20 protein-coding genes and 3 pseudogenes are annotated in these 20,453 nt (G+C 62.1%); 14 read left to right on the plus strand and 9 right to left on the minus strand.

Translation table 11 applies throughout. From position 1 onward, the window contains the following. Positions 1-35: 35 nt before the first annotated feature. From ABNG04_RS15290 to ABNG04_RS15320, 7 genes are all read left to right on the plus strand, one after another. Entirely contained in the window at positions 36-998 is a 963-nt protein-coding gene (locus tag ABNG04_RS15290; protein ID WP_371163245.1) for a halo transducer protein, read from the plus strand. 22 nt (positions 999-1,020) lie between these two features. Then, positions 1,021-1,821: a hypothetical protein gene (locus tag ABNG04_RS15295; RefSeq protein ID WP_371163246.1), complete on the plus strand. Its 801-nt coding sequence runs from the start codon at positions 1,021-1,023 to the stop codon at positions 1,819-1,821. A gap of 44 nt (positions 1,822-1,865) precedes the next feature. Further along, entirely contained in the window at positions 1,866-2,348 is a 483-nt protein-coding gene (locus ABNG04_RS15300) for a hypothetical protein (RefSeq protein ID WP_371163247.1), read from the plus strand. A gap of 63 nt (positions 2,349-2,411) precedes the next feature. Further along, positions 2,412-2,852, plus strand: a complete 441-nt coding sequence (locus ABNG04_RS15305) for a hypothetical protein (RefSeq protein WP_371163248.1) — start codon at positions 2,412-2,414, stop codon at positions 2,850-2,852. Positions 2,853-2,944: 92 nt separating this feature from the next. Beyond that, on the plus strand, positions 2,945-3,634 hold the full coding sequence (locus tag ABNG04_RS15310) for a metallophosphoesterase family protein (protein WP_371163249.1): 690 nt from the start codon (positions 2,945-2,947) through the stop codon (positions 3,632-3,634). 1 nt (position 3,635) lies between these two features. Continuing rightward, a complete protein-coding gene (ppk1, locus tag ABNG04_RS15315; protein WP_371163250.1) occupies positions 3,636-6,020 on the plus strand; it encodes a polyphosphate kinase 1 in 2,385 nt (794 codons plus the stop codon). A gap of 253 nt (positions 6,021-6,273) precedes the next feature. Next, positions 6,274-6,423, plus strand: a complete 150-nt coding sequence (locus tag ABNG04_RS15320) for a hypothetical protein (protein ID WP_371163251.1) — start codon at positions 6,274-6,276, stop codon at positions 6,421-6,423. A gap of 689 nt (positions 6,424-7,112) precedes the next feature. On the opposite strand, the gene ABNG04_RS15325 is transcribed toward ABNG04_RS15320, so the two are convergent. The 8 genes from ABNG04_RS15325 to ABNG04_RS15360 form a co-directional block, all read right to left on the minus strand. Continuing rightward, positions 7,113-7,889 (minus strand): sugar phosphate isomerase/epimerase family protein, encoded by a 777-nt coding sequence (locus ABNG04_RS15325; protein ID WP_371163252.1) that lies wholly within the window; start codon positions 7,887-7,889, stop codon positions 7,113-7,115. A 25-nt stretch (positions 7,890-7,914) separates the two neighbouring features. Continuing rightward, positions 7,915-8,586, minus strand: a complete 672-nt coding sequence (locus tag ABNG04_RS15330) for an HAD family hydrolase (protein ID WP_371163253.1) — start codon at positions 8,584-8,586, stop codon at positions 7,915-7,917. Further along, the gene (locus ABNG04_RS15335; protein WP_371163254.1) at positions 8,583-9,734 is read right to left on the minus strand and encodes an ABC transporter ATP-binding protein; all 1,152 of its coding nucleotides are present in this window, start codon (positions 9,732-9,734) and stop codon (positions 8,583-8,585) included. The genes ABNG04_RS15330 and ABNG04_RS15335 overlap by 4 nt, the downstream gene beginning before the upstream one ends. Further along, positions 9,731-10,618: a carbohydrate ABC transporter permease gene (locus ABNG04_RS15340; protein ID WP_371163255.1), complete on the minus strand. Its 888-nt coding sequence runs from the start codon at positions 10,616-10,618 to the stop codon at positions 9,731-9,733. The genes ABNG04_RS15335 and ABNG04_RS15340 overlap by 4 nt, the downstream gene beginning before the upstream one ends. Next, positions 10,618-11,505 (minus strand): carbohydrate ABC transporter permease, encoded by an 888-nt coding sequence (locus ABNG04_RS15345; RefSeq protein ID WP_371163256.1) that lies wholly within the window; start codon positions 11,503-11,505, stop codon positions 10,618-10,620. The genes ABNG04_RS15340 and ABNG04_RS15345 overlap by 1 nt, the downstream gene beginning before the upstream one ends. A gap of 1 nt (position 11,506) precedes the next feature. Next, the gene (locus ABNG04_RS15350) at positions 11,507-12,721 is read right to left on the minus strand and encodes an ABC transporter substrate-binding protein (protein ID WP_371163257.1); all 1,215 of its coding nucleotides are present in this window, start codon (positions 12,719-12,721) and stop codon (positions 11,507-11,509) included. A 530-nt stretch (positions 12,722-13,251) separates the two neighbouring features. Continuing rightward, a complete protein-coding gene (locus ABNG04_RS15355; RefSeq protein WP_371163258.1) occupies positions 13,252-14,334 on the minus strand; it encodes a glycerophosphodiester phosphodiesterase in 1,083 nt (360 codons plus the stop codon). A gap of 44 nt (positions 14,335-14,378) precedes the next feature. Continuing rightward, positions 14,379-14,573, minus strand: a complete 195-nt coding sequence (locus ABNG04_RS15360; protein ID WP_371163259.1) for a hypothetical protein — start codon at positions 14,571-14,573, stop codon at positions 14,379-14,381. A 5-nt stretch (positions 14,574-14,578) separates the two neighbouring features. Between ABNG04_RS15360 and ABNG04_RS15365 the strand changes: the two are divergent. From ABNG04_RS15365 to ABNG04_RS15380, 4 genes and pseudogenes are all read left to right on the plus strand, one after another. Then, positions 14,579-14,923: pseudogene (locus tag ABNG04_RS15365) on the plus strand (tyrosine-type recombinase/integrase); the annotation flags it as partial. A gap of 157 nt (positions 14,924-15,080) precedes the next feature. Next, complete coding sequence (locus tag ABNG04_RS15370; protein ID WP_371163260.1) at positions 15,081-15,224, plus strand: DUF2080 family transposase-associated protein; 144 nt, start codon at positions 15,081-15,083, stop codon at positions 15,222-15,224. Positions 15,225-15,233: 9 nt separating this feature from the next. After that, complete coding sequence (locus ABNG04_RS15375; protein ID WP_371163261.1) at positions 15,234-16,457, plus strand: RNA-guided endonuclease InsQ/TnpB family protein; 1,224 nt, start codon at positions 15,234-15,236, stop codon at positions 16,455-16,457. Next, positions 16,458-16,547 (plus strand): annotated as a pseudogene (locus tag ABNG04_RS15380) (tyrosine-type recombinase/integrase); the annotation flags it as partial. Positions 16,548-16,748: 201 nt separating this feature from the next. Here ABNG04_RS15380 and ABNG04_RS15385 read toward each other — a convergent pair. Beyond that, positions 16,749-17,063 carry a hypothetical protein gene (locus ABNG04_RS15385; RefSeq protein WP_371163262.1) on the minus strand — a complete coding sequence of 105 codons (315 nt, stop codon included), beginning with the start codon at positions 17,061-17,063 and terminating at the stop codon, positions 16,749-16,751. Between the two features lie 396 nt (positions 17,064-17,459). Here ABNG04_RS15385 and ABNG04_RS15390 point away from each other — a divergent pair, with 396 nt between their 5' ends. The 3 genes and pseudogenes from ABNG04_RS15390 (at position 17,460) to ABNG04_RS15400 (ending at position 20,450) form a co-directional block, all read left to right on the plus strand. Further along, entirely contained in the window at positions 17,460-17,879 is a 420-nt protein-coding gene (locus tag ABNG04_RS15390) for a DUF5518 domain-containing protein (RefSeq protein ID WP_371163263.1), read from the plus strand. A gap of 200 nt (positions 17,880-18,079) precedes the next feature. Further along, positions 18,080-19,045: pseudogene (locus ABNG04_RS15395) on the plus strand (tyrosine-type recombinase/integrase); the annotation flags it as partial. Continuing rightward, complete coding sequence (locus tag ABNG04_RS15400; RefSeq protein WP_371163264.1) at positions 19,029-20,450, plus strand: APC family permease; 1,422 nt, start codon at positions 19,029-19,031, stop codon at positions 20,448-20,450. The pseudogene ABNG04_RS15395 and the gene ABNG04_RS15400, both read left to right, overlap by 17 nt. Positions 20,451-20,453: the final 3 nt, after the last annotated feature.

Genomic DNA, 20,453 nt, shown 5'->3' on the forward strand with positions numbered 1-20,453 from the left:
GAAGGTATACACCGTGCTACGCCGAATCTGACGGTATGAGCGAACCCGCGACCGCGGCGACGCCCCTCGACGAACTCATCGATGCCGTCTCCGAGCGGACGGACGAGGAGCCGGAGTCGATCCGCACGTGGCTCGACCCGTTCACCGAGGACAGGACCGTGACGCCCGCAGCGATCGAATCGAGCGTCACCGACGTGGCACAGGTCCTCGCGACCGCTGAGACGCGGGTCGACCTCGCGACGCGGACTCACGAAGAGACGACCGCCGCTGCCGACGACGCGCCGGACCTCGACATCGTCGACGTCCGACGTCGGGCATTCGGGGACCGGCTGGAGGACCTCCAGGCGGACGTGGAGGCGCTCGGCGATCGGCTCGGCGAGGCCAGGTCGGGACTCGACTCGCCGGTGTCGATGTACCGCGCCGCGGTCGACCTCCACGAGATCACGACCGACGCGCAGGACGTCGTCCGCGTCGCCCACGACCTCGAGACCGAACTCGAGGCGTTCGAGGCGTGGGTCAACTCCGCGAACCGTCGTCACGACGGACTCGTCGACGAGATCGACGCCGCGGAGGAGTCCGTTGCGGCCGTCGCCGAGACCGTCGCGTCGCTGCGGGAGAGCGACGACCCCGACCTGGAACGAAGGTTCGAGGCGACCCTCCAGACGCGCGTTCTCGAACTCGTCGTCGCCGACCTCTGTGCCGAGGCCAACGATCTCCGCGCGTGGGCCGACCGCGACGGGGTCTCCTTCCCGGGCGACGTCGACGAGCGGCTCGACGATCTTGAGGCCGCAGTGGCCGACCACGCCGACGCGCTCGCCGACGGCCCGGAATGGGACGACCGGTTCGACGAGCGGCTCGACGCGCTCGACGCGGAACTCGACGCGGTCGAGCCGCCCGTGGCGTGGGCGCGCGTGGACGAGACGGTCTCGGCGGCGCGGTCGGCACTGTCTGACGACGGCGCCCCCGCCGACGAGCCCGTGAGCTCGGGTCGCAAGTAACCCCGTCACCGCGAGCCCACGAGTGAGAGACGCCTCCCAGCGCGCCCGCGTCGCGACCGCGGTCGCCGTCCTGCTCCTGCTCGCGGGGTGCGGCGGGTTCGTCCCGGGCGAGCCGACGCCACCCGACACTGCCTCACCCGGCGCCTCGCCGTCGGATCCCTCGACGAACGCGACGCCGGACGTGGACGAGCGGATCGGTGATGTCTCGTTCCCGAACGGATTCACGCGGAGCGGGATTGACGTCGCGACGGCGCGCGAGCGGTCCGTGGCGTTTCTCCGAACGGAGCCGGCGACGGGGGTCGCGGTCGAGCGCTTCCGCGCCGGCGCGTACGCCGACTACGAGTACGAGGCGGCCCGTGACCAGGCTCGGTTCCGGCTCGACGTTCACAACGGGTACGTCGACATCACGCGTAGTGACGTATATGTCGACGACGGCGTCCGGTACAGTCGGAGCGCTCGGAACAGAGACATCTCCTTCGAGGCGTCCAACGGGTCGGTTGCGACGACCAGGTACCGCGCGGCCGACTCGATGTGGGCGGTCGCCTCCCGGATCCTCACCGTTGGCGAGTTCCGCGCGGTCGGGATCGTCGAGGAGGACGGCGAACGGCTGATCCGGTACGCCGCGACGGGCGTCGCGGTCCACAACGCGACAGACATCCGGGGCTCCCTGACCGTCGACCGGAACGGCGTCGTCCGGGAGGCCAGGCTCGCGTATGTCCGGCAGGGCGAGTCCAAGCGATTCGAGTACGCGGTCGCGCCCCGGGCCGCCGGTAACGAGGTCGCCCCGCCGGCGTGGCTCCCCGCGGCGCGAGCGGACGCCTAAGGAACGAGAAAGGCTTGAAAAGTCCGGACCGAGAGTACGAACCGATGCCCCGCTGGACCCTCGCCCTCTGTTGTGTCCTGTTGATCGCGACCGCCGGCTGTACCGCGCCCGGCGGTTCCTCGGCGGACGTGACCGTCGAGAATACCGAATCGACGTCGTACCGGATGACCGCCTACCTGATCGACGACCCCGTCGGTGCCGGCAACCTCACTGTCCGCGCGACGAATGACGCGGAGACGCGGGAGATGATCGAACTCGTCCAGCTCGACGCCGCGGGGCCGTACTACAACCTGTCGCTCGGCGCGGCGCGGAACGCCACCGTGTGTCGGCTGTCCGTCCCGCCCGGCGAGACGACCACGGCCTCGTTCGATGCGTGGGAACCCGGAACGGCTGTCTTGTACGTGTTCGAGACGCCCGACGGGCGGGTGGTGCGGACCGAGTTCGCCGACTGTCCGAGAGACTCGCTGACGCACTCCTTCGTGTTCTCCGATGGCCCGGAGAACGGGTATCAATCAACTTGCTCATGAGCGAGCCGCCGTGACGGGACGCGAACGACCCGTTAAATTGGATTCGCGAAACAGTTCGGATCGATGCCCTCCACGACCCGCCGCGCGTTCGTCACCGGTTCGTCGGCCGTCCTCGCCGCTGTCGCCGGGTGTTCGGGGGTCGATTCCGCCTCGGCCCCCGCCCACTGGGTGACCGTCTACCTCGGAGAGCGCGAAGAGACTCACGACGTGACCGTCGCGGTCGCCGACGGGAGCGGGACGACGCTGTTCGAGCGCACCTACCGCTTCTCCGACGACAACGAGTCCGACGAGCACGTTGCCTTCCCGGGGTCGACTGAGCTGGAGACCGTCGTCGTGACCGTCGACGGGACCCGATTGGAGCGGGACTGGCCAGGGTTCGAACAGTCCGAACTGCCCTGCGACGGCTCGAACGAGAGCGGCATCGAACTCTGGATCGAGAACGACCAAGACGGTGATCCAACGGTGCGGATGGAGGCGGGCTGTCAGCGCGTCACGACCGACTGACAGCGTTCGTCGGGGGAGAGCAACGTCGATTATATATCCATATATACACCTCTTAGCGGCGTTTATCAGTCGAACCCCCCTCAGAACACGTAATGGGCCGTTTCCACCCGGAGGTCGAACCGCACCACCTCGACATTGATCCTGCCGACTACGAGAACGCGTACGTCGTCGGGGACGTACACGGCTGCCCGGAGCCACTCGACCGGCTTCTGTCGACGCTCGGCGTCACCGATGACGACCTCGTGGCCTTCGTCGGCGACTTGGTCCGCAAAGGACCCGACAGCGCGTCGGTCGTCGAGCGTGTGCGGAACGCGGACAACATGTTCTCCGTTCGGGGAAACAACGAGGAAAAGCTGCTCCGCGGCGAGAAGTCGCTCGACGCGCTTTCGGACGACCAGCTCAAGTGGATCAAGTCGCTGCCGGTCGCGATCACGGTCGGCGAGAACCTGATCGTTCACGGCGGGGTCGACCCGCGAAGGCCGCTCGACGAACACACGATCAACGACCTCCAGAACACCCGCTCGCTGGTGCCGGGCGGCAGCTACGACCAGCCATACTGGTACGAGGAGTACGCCGGACCGCCGCGGGTGTTCTTCGGCCACACCGTACTCGAAGATCCGGTCCGTACGGAGTGGGCGGTCGGGCTCGACACTGGCTGCGTTTACGGCGGTACGCTCACTGCCTACGACCTACACGCCGAGACGGTCACTGCCGTCCCCGCGCTCCGCGGCGGCGTCGAGCGGAGCGACGCAAAGATCGTTGACGTGGCCGAGCTGCGCTGAGATGACCGACGCGACCGACACCGAGAACGAATCGAACGGAGAGGAAACGGCGGACGAGACGGTGGAAGACGAGACAGCAGGTGAGGGTACGACGGCGATCGAAGGAGAGGGCGCCAACACGGAGGTAAGCGACGACGCCGTCGTCCTCTCGCCGGAGACGTGGAAAGACGCCGTCCCGCCGCAGACGCCGCCAATCGTGGCCGATCCGCCACCCACGGACGAACCGTTCGACGACGGTCGGTGGTACCTCAACCGCGAGCTCTCGGAGCTCTCCTTCCAGTGGCGCGTCCTCCACGAGGCGACGGACGACCGGCAGCCGCCGCTCGAACGGCTCCGGTTCCTCTCGATCCTGACGCGAAACCTCGACGAATTCTTCATGAAGCGGATCGGCGGGCTCAAACAGCAGATCGACGCCGGCACGACGGAGCCGACTGTCGACGGCGCGACGCCACGCGAGCAGTGGTCCGACGCGCTCTCGATGGCTGCGGACCTCTTCGAGACGCAGTCGCGGTGCTACCACGAAGCGGTGAAGCCTGCGCTCGCCGAGGCTGGGGTCGAGGTGCTCGGGTACGACGACCTTCGGCCCGAGGAGATCGATTACCTCCGGGACCAGTTCGAGTCGTCGGTACTCCCGACGCTCACGCCGCTCACCTTCGACCCGGCACACCCGTTCCCGTTCCTCTCGAACCTCTCTTTATCACTCGCGGTCCGGACGCGCAAGCCCGACGAGACGATCCGCTTCTCGCGGATCAAAGTCCCAGAGAATCTTCCGCGGCTGATCCCGGCCGATCCCGACCTCCCAGAAGACGGCGAGACGCGGGTCGTCCCGGTGGGGCGCGTTATCGCCGCCAACCTCGATCTGGTGTTCCCGGACGTCGAGATAGTCGATCACTCGACGTTCCGCGTGACGCGCAACGCCGAAGTCAGGCGGAACGAGGACGTCGCGGAGGGGCTCATCGAGCGGATCGAGGACGTACTTCGGGAGCGGCGCTTCGCAACTCTCGTCCGCATCGAGATCGACGAGGACACCCCATCCGCGGTCCGTGACCTCCTCGTGGAACACCTCGATGTCGACGACAGCGAGGTGTTCGAGCGGCGCGCGCCACTGGCTCTCTCCGATTTCGGCAGCCTGTATGACCTCGACGCGCCGGACCTGAAGCGGGAGGCGTGGACGCCCCAACAGCACCCGCGGTTCGTCGGCCTCAACGCGAAACAGCCCGAGGAGGTGTTCGCGTCGATCCGAGAGCGGGACGCGCTCGTCCACCACCCGTACCACTCCTTCACTGACACCGTCCAGACGTTCCTCGACGCCGCGGCGCACGACCCGGACACGCTCGCGATCAAGGCGGCGATATACCGGACCGCACCCGACTCGCGAGTGATCGGGAGCCTCATCGACGCCGCGAAGAACGGGAAGCAGGTCGCGGTGATGGTCGAACTCAAGGCGCGGTTCGACGAGGAGAACAACCTCCGGTGGGTGAAACGGCTGGAGGAAGAGGGGATCCACGTCGCGTACGGAACCGTCGACCTCAAGACCCACAGCAAGGTCGCGCTCGCGGTGCGCGAGGAGGACGACGACGTCCGCCTCTACTCGCACGTCGCGACGGGCAACTACCACTCGGGGACCGCCAAGGGGTACGTCGACCTCGGCCTGTTCACCGCCGACCACGATGTCGGGCAGGACCTCGTGCGGCTGTTCAACTCCTTCACCGGTCATTCTCGCAACCGGAGCTACCGGAAGCTGCTCGTCGCCCCCGAGACGCTTCGGGAGCGACTTTATGAGCTCATCGACCGCGAGCGTGACCACGCCCTGGCGGGGCGGGGGGGACGGATCGTCGCGAAAATGAACGCTCTCGAAGACCCAGGCGTCGTCGAGCGACTGTATGAGGCGGCTGAGGTCGGAGTCGAGATTGACCTGATCGTCCGCGGGATCTGTCGGCTCCGTCCGGGTGTCGAGGGCGTCACCGGGTCGGTGCGGGTCCACAGCGTCGTCGGTCGGTTCCTCGAACACTCCCGGATATTCCGGTTTGACAACGCCGGCGATCCGGACTACTACATCGGCTCGGCGGACTGGATGACGCGGAACCTCGACCGGCGCGTCGAGGCCATCGCCCCCGTCGGGGACCCCTCGCTGCGGGAGACGCTCGACGAAATACTCTCTACGATGCTCGACGACAACCGGCGCCGCTGGGAGATGCGTCCAGACGGGAGTTATGTTCAGGCGCGGCCGGGGGCGGACGAGGCGACGCGGGACACCCACGAGGCCCTGATGCGGCGCACGAGCGAACGAGCCCCGGACGAGAGGTCGGGGCGCGAGAGCGAGCCGAGACGAGACCCGAGCGTCAACCTCGACGGCGTCTTCACCTCCGATACCAACGCGAACTGACATCGCGGGCAATAATTTGTTCAAACACTTTAGTGACCACGAGACCCGTCAAACAGTCGCGAACGTCGTTCATCGAGAGCAGCAGGCCGTCGGTCTCTCGGTTCGTTGTTTGGATACGGTTCGGTCGAGGTCAGCACGGCGGGGGGTCCGGGTTCAGCTATAGTTCCGCAGTACTCCGGACCCGCTGTTGATCCAAGAGCTGATCGCCAGAGAGGTCGACACTCGACAGTGAGGCGGCGCCGACAGTGACGATGTGCTCGACGAGGTTCTTGTCGAACTGCGCGCGATTTGCTCCGCGGTCACTGACGGCGACGCCGGTAGCGACATGGAGACGCCGATCGCGACCGGTGCGGACGACAGCGCCGATCGGGCTGCGCCCGAGACAACGCGCGAGGACCGATGACCGGCGACTGGTGGTTTCGACGCGACGACCAGACCGGCGTGTGGTCAAAGAGCCCATGACCGTCAGCGGCGCTTACGGGGGTCATCGTCGGCATTGTGACTGTCGGAGTCGCGCTGCTCGCGGCGGTCGCGGTCGATCCGCACATCGCCGCAGCGAGCCTACTGTGTGTCGGCGTCGCCGGCTGGCAGCTGCTCAGAGTTCGACGGATCGAATAGGTAATTGCGACCCGAGTGATCGGGTCGAGACGTGGTGTGCTCGGTCGGAACGGAGCGGATTCCGAGCCGTCCTTCGGAGGTCGTTCGAGAGAACTCCGCTCTCTCGTGATGACGAAAATCTTCGATTTTCGAACCACGCCCTGTCTGCCCGCGTAACGAGACAGTATCCGAAAGAGAAGTCGGTGAACGAGACATTATTGAAGGGTGTGTCTCTGCCGACTGCTCAAAGCGAGTCAGAAGATACCCCCGAACCTGTTGACGCCTACTGGCATCCCCGTGGCAAAAACAACATTGGGATGCCCCACACGATTGAGGATAGGGGTACTGGGCACTTGGCATGGCCGGCAGTCCACCAGCTCGATGCTGTGGGACTACCCGTACCTGAAATGACTGGTAATCTAGTGATTGGACTGTAAACCTGAAACTCTCACCGCTCGAGATTTTTCAAGCTTCAGGCGGAGGAGGACATCAAGTCTAGAGATACTGCTCCAACTGAGAGCGCGATTCGCGGAGATAGTCGAGCGACTGCGTCCCGACTTCCAGCGAGAGCGTCCCGTGCCAGTCGGTGGGGAACGCGTCGAAGATAGGCTCGAAGTCAAGATTCCCGGCACCAAACGGAAGGTGTTCATCCGCCGGCCGACGGGTATCGTTCAGGTGAACGTGCGAGATGCGGTCAGCATGGTCAGTGACGAACGCGGCTGTCTCCGTTGGGTCGTGGCCGGTCACCCGAGCGTGGCCGGTATCGAGCGTCAGCGAGGCGTCTGTCGCGGCGAGCAATCGGTCGATGTGTTCGATGGTGTACGGGCTCCCGAAGATGTTCTCGGCACAGATTTCGACGTGGCGTGAGTTACCGTACGTGTCCAGTTTGCTGACCGATTCGTCGATGTACTCGCGGAGTTCCGCGTCGTCCCACGCGACTGACCACGCGGAGGACTCCGGGTGGAGGACGGCTTTTTCAGCCCCCAGTTCGGCCGCGGCATCGATACAGGCCAACTGCGTCTCGACGGCACCGCTGCGGACGGACTCGTAAGGCGATCCGATGTCTGTCGGGAACGGAAGGTGGACGAGTAGGTCGAGGCCGTGATCGTCGAGTATCTGCCGAATTGTGTCGTGATTCGACATGAGACGCTCACAGCTGTGAGGCCCATCCATGAGTATCTCGACGTAGTCGAACTCGCCGTCACCGGCGAAGCGCAACTGCGGTTCCAGCTCCGATGCGACTGCGGTGACGAAACCGATTCGTGGGTTCATGTTGAGTTGGGTAGCGGACCGTGGATTACTTTGTGGGAAGACTCGCGAGCTCCGCGAGGCTACCGAGGCGATACGTCGGCCGAATATCGAGGCGATACCCGCGGCGATGTGGTCGGTTCACGAACGCGGCGTCGACGCCGGCCGCGCGAGCCGCCGCCACGTCGACACGGCTGTCACCGACGTATAACGCTGATTCGACGCCCAGATCGTCGAGCGCCGCCTCAAGATACGACGGGTCTGGCTTGCGACGTTCTAGTCCGCGAAGCGACGGCTCGCGACCGTAGTACGCTTCGAACACCGGCTCCAAGCCGAACTCCGCGACGATGTGTTCGATCGTCGCGTGCTGGTTGTTGCTCACAATCGCCGTCGGGACCGAGAGATCGCCGAGCGTCTCGACGTCGTCGTAGAGCGGTTTCTTACCGTTTCGGATCGCTGCCAACTGGCGGGCCGTGCGTTCCGTCTCGTGACGATGCCAGAACGCGTCAGCGTCAACTTCATACCGCTCGGCGAGCGTGCGCACCGTTTCTACCGAGAGATCGTCGACGAGCGACCAGACATCGCTCGGGGTCGGGTCAACGTCGAACGCCGCGAACGCCCGCCGCGACGCTTCCGTCAGGACGGACTCGTCTGTCGGATAGGTGAGGACGCCGTCGTTGTCGAAGACGATCGCGTCGTACTGCGTTTCGACCCGACTCATGTCGTGTTCCACTGTGCCTCATGTGCGGGCTGGTCGGTCGGCTCCGAGGCGACGTTCTCGGCGGAGTGATAGAACGCGCCCCCGGCCTCGGGGTCGAACAAGTGAAGCCGTTCGGGATCAGCGGTCAACGACAGCACGTCACCGACTTCGACCGCCGACCGTGGCGGGAGGCTCACTTCCATCTCGGTGTCACCGACTGTGCCCCGGGTCAACAGCGAATCACCGAGTGGTTCGGTGACAGTGATGTCCATGCTGAGCGGGCCGTTCATCTCCTGTGACAGGTCCTCGGGCCGGAGGCCCAGAACCACACGGTCTCCCACGTGAGACGTCACAGGGTCGGGGACCGGACTCGGCAGCGGAACGCTGTTCTCGTCCCACGTCACGCAGACGGAATCCCCACGCCGTTCGAGCATCCCCTCGACGGTATTCATACCCGGACTACCGATGAACTCGGCGACAAACCGAGTCGCAGGCGCGTCGTACAGCCGCTGTGGCGGTGCGACCTGTTGAATCTCGCCGTCGTACATGACCGCGACCCGATCGCCGAGCGTCATCGCTTCGACTTGGTCGTGTGTGACGTACAGCGTCGTCGTACGAAGCTGCTCGTGGAGCTCGGCGAGTTCGGCACGCATCTGGACGCGGAGTTTCGCGTCGAGGTTGCTGAGCGGCTCGTCCATCAGGAACACCTCCGGATCGCGAACGAGCGCCCGCCCGATGGCCACGCGCTGTTGTTCGCCCCCTGAAAGCGCCGACGGAGTCCTGTCGAGGAGGTCCTCGATGTCGAGGATCTCGGCCGCGTCTGCGACCCGCTCCGTCACCTCGTCGTCGGTGAATTCGGTGGCCGTTCCGAGACCGAACGTCATGTTCTCTCGAGCGGTCATGTGCGGGTACAGAGCGTAGTTCTGGAACACCATTGCGACGTCGCGCGCGGCGGGCGATACGGTCGTCACGACCTCGTCGGCGATCTCGATGGAACCCTCCGTCGGAGACTCAAGGCCCGCGAGCAGCCGGAGCGTCGTCGACTTCCCGCACCCCGACGGACCGACCAAGACGAGGAACTCGCCGTCTCTGACGTTGAGGTCGACGCCGCCAACGGCGGTGACATCTTCGAATCGCTTCACCAGGTCTGTCGTCGTGATTCCGGTCATTCTGATAGTCCGAAGGTTTCCAGCAGCGGGCCTCGGAAGACGATGAGCGCCAGCAACGGCGGCAACAGCGTCAACACGGCGCCCGCCATGATGAGCCCCCAGTCAGTCTGGCCGGCGTTGCCAACCGACTGGAGGTATTTCATGCCAACCTGTACGACCTGTTTGCTCTGATCGGAGACGACGATCAGCGGCCACAGGTACTGGTTCCACGCGTAGATGAACGTGATCACGCTGAGACCGCTTATCATGCCCCGAGACATCGGGATCAGCACCTTCCAGAGGAAGCGGAGCGGACCGACGCCGTCAACTTTGGCCGACTCGACGAGCGAATCGGGGATCGACATGAAATGCTGGCGGAGGAGGAACACGGCGGTCGCGCTTGCGACGTACGGGCCGGTAAGCGCCAACAGCGTGTTCGTCCATCCCAGTGCGGCCATCATCTCGTACAAGGGGACGATGCGCACCGGAACGGGGAACATCAGCGTGAACAGGATCAGAAAGAAGATCGCGTTCTTGAACCGGAAGTCGTAGAACACGAGCGCGACTGCGGCGAGGAGGCTCACGGCGATCTTCGCAACAGTGACGACGATAGACATCACTAACGAGTTGAACATGTATGATGCCATTCCGTACCTGGTGAACACCTCGGCGTAGTTTGCCAGCCCGTCGCTGCCAACGCCGATGTCCGTGATGTCGTACACTTCGGGCACAGTCTGGGTACTCATTACGAATGCGAGCAGGAGCGGCGAGGCCATCACTAAGACGGAAGCGATGAGTCCGAGGTGGACGCGCCACTGCGCCGGGAGTACCTGTGTGTCGGCTATCGCCGACAACGGTCCGCGCTCTCGAACGTCAGTCGCGATGTCGTTGGTATCGAGTGACATTAGTAGTGTGCGTAGCGGTCGGAGACGCGCAGTTGGACGAACGTGAGTCCCGCCACGAGCACGAACAGGATCACGGACTGCGCGGATGCGAGACCGAGGTTGTTGAACTGGAAGGCGTCACGGTACAACTGATATATCATCAGGTTGGTGGCGTTCGTCGGTCCCCCCTGCGTCATCAGGTCGATCAGGGCGAAGCTGCCGAAGAACGCGTAGATCGTGTTGATCACGACTAGGAACACCAGCGTGGGCGACATGAGCGGAAGGTACACGCGCACCAGTCGACGCCACGTTTCGATTCCGTCGAGCCGACACGCCTCGTTGAGCGACTCAGGCACGTTGTTCAACGCGGCGAGCATGAATATCACGTTGTACCCGACCTGTTTCCAGATCGCCGCCACCGTGACGACGGCGAACCCCTGCCACCCGACGGTAAACCAGTCGAGTTCGACGCCGAACCACGCCTCGAGGTAGTGCGTGTAGATACCGACGCTCGGGTGCGCGAGGAACAACAGGACTGTTCCGGCCACGGCCGTCGGCAGTGCGTACGGCCAAATTGCGGCGATCAGATACGCGGCCTTTCCGTCGCTGACCTCGTACAGTAGGAACGCGACAAGGAGGCCGACGGCGAGCGATCCGATGACGACGATCACCGCGAACGCCATCGTTAATCCAACGCTTGTGAGGTACACCTGCGACCCCAACAGGTCGGTGAAGTTCGCCAGTCCGACGAACCGAGTGTTCTGACCGAACAGAAACGTCTGGAAGAAGCTGAACCGGAGCGTCTGTAGCGACGGGTAGTACAGGAACGCGATGATCGCCGCCAGTGTTGGCAGTAGCAGGAGGTACGCCCCCAGCGAACTATCGTAGGTGTTCTCGTGTACGCCCATTTCAGTTGCCTTTGCTCTGGATGTAGCTCTGGAGCGCGTCGTCGGCCTCCGTTTTCATCTCCTCGAGTTTCGACTCAACGGTGATGTCGGAGTTGATCATGCTGACGTAGCCGTCCTGAATGATCGTTCGGACTTCCGACGCCGGTCCGGCTTGCCAGCCCTGTGTCGCGACGGTCTGTTCCGTCTCCTGAAGCTGGTCGAACGCGGTCTGGAAGTTCGGGTTCTCGTCGAACCAGCCGTCTTCTTCGAGGTACTCGACGGCACTGTCACTGATCGGGAAGTAGCCAGTGTTCTGGTGCCAGAACGCCTGCTGTTCTGGCTCGGCCAGCCAGAGGAGGAAGTCAGTGAGTCCCTGTCGTTTTTCCTCGGACAGGCCGCGGGTCATCCACAGCGACGCGCCGCCGATGACCACGCCGGTGCGGGTGTCACCGGCCGTCGGATAGTACCCCGTCCCGAGTTCGAAGCCGTTCTCTTCGGCTCCCGTCGTCGCCGAAGCGACGCCGGCCGTGGACGAAATCCACATCGCCGTCTGTCCGTTGAGGAACGCCTGTTGTGCCGCACCCCAGTTGCCGACGCCAGCATGATTGTACAGGCCGTCGGCGTGCATGTCGGCCCACCAGCTGAACACCCGGTCGGCCGTGTCGGTGTCCAGATTGATTTCAGTCGGGTCCCCCGCACGACCGTTCTCCTCGTTTACGAGCGGGACGTTCGCTTCCGCGAACCACTGCTCGGGGAACCACGAGACGTTAGCGAAGGTGATTCCCTGCTCCGCGATTCCCTGATCGACGATCGTCTCGCTCGCCTCACGGATCTCGGCTAACGTCGACGGCGGCGACTCGGGATCGAGCCCGGCCTCCTCGAACATATCCTTGTTGTAGTAGAAGATCGGATTCGAGGAGTTGAACGGCATCGAATACACCGTATTGTCGAACGAGTAGTAGTCGATGACCGGGTCTTGGAAATCGGACCAGTCGATCCGGTCGCTCGGAAGCGCCTCTTCCATTGGGACGAACGCACCGCTGTCGATCGCGAGGCGACTGCCGAGGTCGACGATCTGTGCCAGCTCCGGCGCTTCACCCGCGCCGATCGCTGAGGTGACCGCGTTCAGTGTCTCGTCATAGCTTCCCTTGTAGCTCGTTTCGACCGTCACGCCAGAGGACTGTTCGTTGAAATCGGCCGCGAGCGCATCGACCGTTTCGCCGAGGTTCCCCCCCATCGCGTGCCACCAAGTAATAGTCGTCTCACCGCTACTTTCGGTGTTCGCACTGTTGGTGGAACTAGACGAGCCGTCCGAGCCATCAGCGCCGTCCGACCCCCCTGATGTTGCTCCTAGACATCCGGCGGAAGCAAGACCGACTGCGGCCGCACCGGTTGTTTGAAGAAATCGACGCCGGCCATTGTGTGAGCCGTTCGAATTAACCACATCTTGAGCTAGACTAGTTTCATATTAAGATTTTATAATATTTGAAATGATTAGTGGTGGATGGTAAACACTGGTACAGTTACTTCGACGCCGATACGTACCTGTACATATCTATCCGGAGATTTCTGACGGCTTTTCAAAAACGTCACTGAGACAATCTCATCGACATCTCCACTCAATGGCTCGTCGTGACCACGGAGAGTCAATCGACGGGGATCGACGGCGGATGACGAAGAGTCGATCTAAGGGCGCTGCTAAGAGAGGTGGTACCGCGTCGGCGCGCTCACACCTAGTCTCCGCTTGACCGGCCGCTCACGTCATGGTCAGGACTGCGTGTCTCCGGCAGACGTCTCACCGGAAGCGGGGAGCAGACCAGAGTAGTCGGCGGCGATGCCGTCAACGCCGGCGGCGGCAAGCCGACTGGCCTGATACCACGTATCGACTGTCCACACATTCACCTCTCGCCCGTCCGCGTGCGCCTCGGCGACGAGGTCCACGCCGGCGGTGACCGCCGGATCGTGGAACGGCGTCCCGGTGATCACCTTCATCGGGGCGTGGACCGCCGCGGCGTCGTGTGCCCGAGCGATGGCGAGCCCGTCGCCGACCGACTCGTAGACAATTGGCGCGACTGGGTACGACGACGCCTCGCGTGCGGCCGCCAGCGCGCCCTCACAGAACGACGAGCAGAGGAACTCGTTGTCGTGGTCGTCGAGCACGTCGACGACTCGGTCGACGAATGGCTGCCAAGCGGCTCTGCGGTCGGCGAGCGCGTCCGGAGAGAGTTTCTTGTCGAACCGCAGGTCGTACCGGCCGGGATTTTTCAATTCCACGTTGACACCCACTTCGGGAGGGATTGTCTCAAGAAGCGTCGACAGGCGCGGCACGGTGTCGCCGCTCCCGAGCACCTCCGCACCGGTGACGGTCGCCGTCTCAGTCTCCCAGACGACGCCCGACGCGTCCGTGAGCCCGCGATCGCCGCCGTCGCGTCCCGCCAAGTTGTCGTCGTGGAACACGACCACGTCGCCGTCGGCTGTCGGAACGACGTCAATCTCGACGATGTCAGCCCGGCGGTCCACCGTCCTGCCGGCCGTCGCTTCGGTCTCGCGCGCAGCCGCCCGAGCGGCGGTGACGGTGTTTTCTGGGTTCTCTCCCGCGAACCCGCGGTGCGCGATGAGCGTGAGTTCGCCGGGTGGAGTGGCGTCTTCCGGACCGGCCCCGCTGTCCCGGCGTTGCGTGGCTGTTGCGTCACTCGTCTCGTTAGCGCCTTCGGGTTCTACCCCGCCGTCGGTGTACACGGCCCCGAGCGCACCGGCCGTTGTGATACCAACAGTGCCCTTGAGCACCCGACGGCGGCGCATCGATTGTCGCGTCTCGACTGCGGACAGTTCTGGAAGGTGGCGGGCCATATAGACATGTCTCACGAACCGGACATAGCGTCTGGTATGTCGTATCATGAGGCGTCTATATGACTGTTTACGTGTCGGTAGGGCCTATTGCTGACCACCGACACCGGCCAGACGATTCCCGCGTCACAGAGGATCAACCGGATCCCGATGATCGCGAGGAGGTCGAGAACGACCGCGCGCTGGAGTCGTTCGCTCACGCATTCGCTGAGGCGCGCTCCGACGGTGAGGCTGGAAACCATGGGGGTTGTCGCGGCGGCCGACGTCGGTCCAAAAGGACTACCCCAACGACAGCTCCCCACCGCCCGTTACCTTCGAGCTCGATCGGGACAGCTCGCTGCGGACCGTCGCAACGCTCGGTCGGTTCCTTGAGGCCCGCGCCGACGACGATCCTGTCCTGGTGCCCAGCTAGAAGGGTAGTCGGATGACGGGCAAAGGGATCAACGACGTCGTTCAGCGCGCCGCTCGTCGCGCTGGCGTTCGCCCGTACTGCTTCTCGGGGCGAGGACGGCCCGTAGACGTCTCCGCCCACACGCTCCGCCACAGCGTCGCCTGGCGGATGTTGCGGATCGAAGAGGGGAACACGCTTTACCTGAATTGAGGCGCTAAGGCCCCTTCCTCAAGGAGCGACCGAAGGGAGCGAGTAGGGAGGGGATACAGCGCCGCACAGTTCGCAAACACATTCGACGCTTGGCCCACAGGCCCACGCATGGACATATTTATGTTGATACGTTGTTTAAACTCAGGTGATGGATAGGCACGAAATAGAAGGCCACGAAGTTATCGCAGGGACGGCGAAAGCCACCGGAAACGGCGCTCATGTCCTCGTCCCGAAGGACTGGCGCGGCGCAGACGTGAAAGTCGTCCGAACAAGCGAACCCACCGACGAATAGCTCCGGCAAATGAACTACAACTACAAGTATCGGCTCCACCCGCCCGACGCGCTCAGAGACCAGTTAGCGTGGACTGTCGATACTTGTAGACAGGTCTATAACCACTTTCTCCACCGACTCAACCGAACTGACGACGCCTCGGCATACTCCGAGCAGAAGCGCCTCCCTGATCTCAAAGAGTGGTGGGATGACCTGAAAGACGTTCACTCGAAGGTTCTTCAAAAAGTCGTTCAGCGGCTATACGACAACCTCTCAACGCTCCGTAGTCGCAAAGAAAACGGCTACCACGTCGGAACACTCAACTGGAAATCACCAAGCGAGTACCGCAGTTTCACCTACAGTCAATCCGGCTTCAAGCTCAAAAACACGAGCGGTCGGACGCGACTGTGGCTCTCGAAACTCGGAGAAATCCCGCTCACCTTCCACCGCGACCTGCCCGACGACGCCGAAATCAAGACCGTCACGGTCAAGCAGGAACCCACCGGGAAGTGGTACGCCATCCTCGGGGTCGAGACTCCCGACGACCCGCCGGAGAAACCCGAGAATCCCGAGAAGTGCGTTGGTATCGACGTAGGGATTCTCAAGTACGCACACGATACTGACGGCACAGCTGTCGAATCACCCGACCTCTCAGGCGAACGCGAACGGGTGGAAAGCGCACAGCGGGACCTCTCGCGAAAAGAACACGGCTCTGCGAATTGGGAGAAACAACGCCGAATCGTGGCAAAGCGCCACGCCGACCTCAAGCGTAAGCGACGTGACTTTCTCCACAAGCTGTCGAACTACTACGCTACCGAATACGACTTGGTTGCCGTGGAGGACTTGGATGTGAAGGAACTTGTTGAACTGCCGGGTAACTCGCGCAACCGAGCAGGTGCGGCATGGGGGACGTTCCTGCGGATACTCGAATATAAGTGCGAACGCGAGGGGGCGCACTTCGTGGCAGTAGACCCGGCAGGGACGACTAAGGAGTGTGCGTCGTGTGGCGTGGAGACGGAGAAGCCGTTGTGGGTGCGTGAGCACTCTTGTCCTGCCTGCGGGTTTGAGCCAGACAGGGACGCGAACGCGGCGTGGAATATCCTTTCTCGCGGCATGAAGCAGTTAGGAGCGGGACGCTCCGAATCAACGCCTGTGGAGACTGCGCTCCCTACGGACACCAATTCGGTGTCAGCAAAGCGCGTCGTGGAAGCAGGAAGCCCCACCCTCAAGCGCGAGCCGTCAGGCGAGCGGTAGGGTGGGGTAGTTCACGACGTTCGGAATCGCCTCCGACACGCCTCGCTCCTCACGACCGAGCGCGAGTACGACCACTTCGAGACGATCTAAATAGGCTGTATAGCTCTGTTGGAATCCTATTCTTTAGACGCATTATTACCTGAAAAGCCAGTCTCTGAAGAGTGCCTATTGATCGAAAAGATTCCTACCAATTTCCGGTGAGATCCATAGCCTCGTGCTGAATACAGGGCGCGAATGTGGTACGAACCGAAGCCGATCTACGGGAGCGGTTGATCGGTCAGTACAGCGAGACTACTTCTTGACTCGTTCAAGCACGATTCCCTCGTCAAACCGCCCTCGTTCTTTCGCTTTCTGTGTTCGGATTTCTTGCAGTTCTTCGAGTGTTACTCCTCTATCTTTCCGGATAGCGTGGACTACCTCCAATACGTCTGCTAACTCGCTAACTTCCCGGCTTTCCAGATATTCTGTAGCTTCTTCGTCCAGTTTTTCAGCCAACCGTTCGGAGTATTCGTCACCGTCAGCGTGATGTATCGTTGGTTCTTCCCCGTTTTCTTTGATTACTTGTGGGATTCTATCTCGAACCAGCTTGTCGAATTCCTCAGCCATATCTTGAAATTCAGTATCGAGTTTATAAGAGTAGTGATGAGTGATACGCAGGCATGTTGTAATGATTGGTTCAGTCTTCAAACGGAGAACATAACGCACTTGCTGTGCTGACTGTAGCCTCTGTATCTCGCACGGCGCTACTGACAGACGGTGGAGGTCTAGCGTCTGACACTGTTGTATGAGTCCCATACACTGACCACGACCGGATCAGAATCTATCATTTCTGAAGGATTCCAACAGAGCTAGCGGACCGAAGAACACTTACAATAACCTCGAGCGCACGCAGGCGTCGCTTTAGCATCCACTCCTGATCGTCTGTGTCTTCCGAGCTAGTAGATCCTTTCAGAGCCAGCAACTTGAGGAATGAATTTTATGTACAGTTATTCAAGACGACGTATGCTCGCAAATGTTCGAACCCGTCGAATTTCTCAGGTCTGGCGCGTTGCGATTCTTGGAGCACTAGCCGCACTCCCTGCTACAGTCCTCCTAAATTGGCTCCCAAACTCTGAGGCGACCGTCGGTGGAGGGGTGATGATTGTGGGAGCACTACTCGCAGGAGCCATCGCTACCCGCCGCTCAGTAGGCCCGAGTGCTGCTGGACTCCGTGCTGGATTTCTGGGCGGAGTCACTGCGGTCGTTGTATTTCTGATCACAGAAGGCATGACTGTGGCGTGGTCTCTCAATACGAGCGTGTTCTTTGCCATTGCCATCGTGATGATTCTGAGTATTACGCCGGTGTTCGGCCTCATTTTCGGTCGAATCGGCGGCTGGGTAGCAAACACTGTCACCGATTTTAGGGTTGGTCGAGCAGTATGAATTCTGCTTTTGTTCAAACTCATAACGGCCTTTCTCTCTGAAAGAAATCTCCACCCCCGATACAGTCAGGCGATTATGAACGAAATGGGCGCGACGGGCACACGTTCACATTAGGAACAAATCGTCCTTTCGGGGCTATGCCGCCCGAAATCAGAGACTTCAGATCGGGGTCGTGACTGCGACTTGCGCCACAAAGAGCGATGAGCCTCGAACCAATCGACCCGGAAACAGCCGTAGAACTGTACCTCGCTGACCGCGAAGCCGAGGTGGCCAAAGCAACGCTGTACTCGCACAGCTCCCGCCTCGGTCACCTCGTTCGCTGGTGTGACGGGGAGGACATAGACAACCTGAACGAATTGAGCGGACGGGCCCTCCACCAGTACCGCCTATGGCGGCGTCAAGACGGTGACCTCGCACCCGCCACGGAGAAGACTCAGATGGACACTATCCGTGTCTTCGTGAGATGGTTAGAGAGCATCGACGCCGTCGTCGACGACCTCCATACGAAGGTGCGGTCACCGGTGCTACGAGACGGACAAAACGTTCGTGACGTGATGCTCGAATCCGATCGCGCCGAGGAAGTTCTCGGCCACCTCTCGAAGTATGAGTACGCCTCGCGGCCCCACGTCGTCCTCACGCTTATGTGGCACACGATGATGCGGACCGGTGCGGTCCATTCGCTTGACGTCGACGACTACGACCCGGACGGGCAGTACATCGCCGTGATCCATCGCCCCGAGGCCGGGACGACGATCAAAAACGGAATCGAGGGAGAGCGACTGATCGCGTTATCGAACGAGGTGTGCCAGTTGCTCGATGACTGGATAGCGAATCGGCGGCCCGGTATTGACGGCGAGTTCGACAGGCGGCCGCTCGTTTCAACGCCGAACGGACGCGCGCATCGATCGACGCTTCGGGGAGATTGCTACAGGTACACAAGGCCTTGCGTTTCCACTGGAGAGTGCCCACACGACCGCGATCCAGACGATTGTGACGCGATGGAGTATACTGCTGCGTTCGACTGTCCTTCAAGTGTAAGCCCGCACGCCCTCCGGCGTGGTGGGATCACTCATCATCTGAACAGCGATGTTCCGAAAGAGGTCGTCAGTGACCGGGCAAACGTGACAGCTAGCGTTCTCGACGAACACTATGATCGGCATGGGCGCGATGATTGGTGCAGGCATTTTCGTACTCACAGGCTTGGCGGCGGAAATCTCCGGGCCGGCCGCAATATTGGTCTTTCTGCTGAACGGAGTCGTGACCGCATTCACCGGGCTCTCGTACGCGGAACTGGCGTCTGCAATCCCGAAAAGCGGCGGCTACGCGTTCGTGCGAGAGATCTTCGACGACTTTGGCTCGTTCATGATGGGCTGGATGCTCTGGTTCGCGTACATAATTGCCGGCGCGCTGTACGCGCTCGGGTTTGCGCCGAACTTCATTGAATTGCTCCACGTGTACGGTTTGACGGCCGCTCCGGGAGAAGTCGGCGCGGTGATTCTCCCGGTGCTGGGGGTGGGAGTGCCGCCCCGATTTATTCTCGCCTTCGTGGCAGTCGCCGGGCTCGTGGCGTTGAACGCGGCATCGACAGCTGCGAGCGGGAGCGCCGAGACAGTGTTCACAATCGTCAAGGTCACCATCCTCATGATGTTCGTCGCGTTCGGATTCCTGTCGGCTGGCGGCGGGGGTGAGACCAGTTTCACGTTCCAGAACTTCGACCCACTGTTTACCGAAGGGTCCGGACCGTTCAGCATACTCCCTGCGATGGGTCTGACGTTTATAGCGTTCGAGGGGTACGACCTCATCACGACTGTCACCGAAGAGGTTGAAAACCCGCGTGAGAACATTCCCAAGGCGATATTCGTCAGTTTGCTCGCGACCGTCGTTGTGTGTCTCTTGGTCGTAACCGTGGCAATCGGCACGCTGGGTGCCACGGAGTTGGCCGCTGCGGGCGAGGCTGGCATCGCAGAGGCGGCGACCTCGTTCATGCCGACGGGCGTCCCGGTCATTCAGAACGGTGGCGCGCTCATCGTCTTTGGGGCAGTGTTCTCAACTATCACCGCACTGAACGCGGTGGTGATCGCCTCATCACGGGTGGCCTTCTCCATGGGCCGGGAAGGACAGTTGGTACAGTCGGTCGGCCAGATCCACTATCGGTTTGGTACGCCGTTCGTCGCAGTGCTACTGAGCGCGGTCGTCATGCTCGGCTCCGTCTTTCTTCCTACGCAAAGCGCGGGGAATATGTCAAGCCTGTTCTTTCTGTTGTCGTTCATCATCGTCAACGTTGCAGTGATCAGACTCCGCCGGGAGCGACCGAACATGAACCGCCCCTACAAAATCCCGTACTACCCGGCTCCGCCGTTACTGGCGATCGCGCTGAACGCGATACTTGCTGTCGTGTTGATCAGATTCCTCATCCAAACGGATCTGCTTACACTCCTCCTCAGTATCGGGTGGTTGGGTATCGGCGCAGTGATGTATGTCGCGCTCAACAAGTATCGGACACGAGGAACTGCCGGAGGGACTGAGGCGACCACCGACCAACCAGCCACAGACGGACCGCGTGAGGAGTGAAAT

Origin of the sequence: Halorubrum miltondacostae (genome assembly GCF_041379815.1) — an archaeon.
GTDB lineage: Archaea > Halobacteriota > Halobacteria > Halobacteriales > Haloferacaceae > Halorubrum > Halorubrum miltondacostae.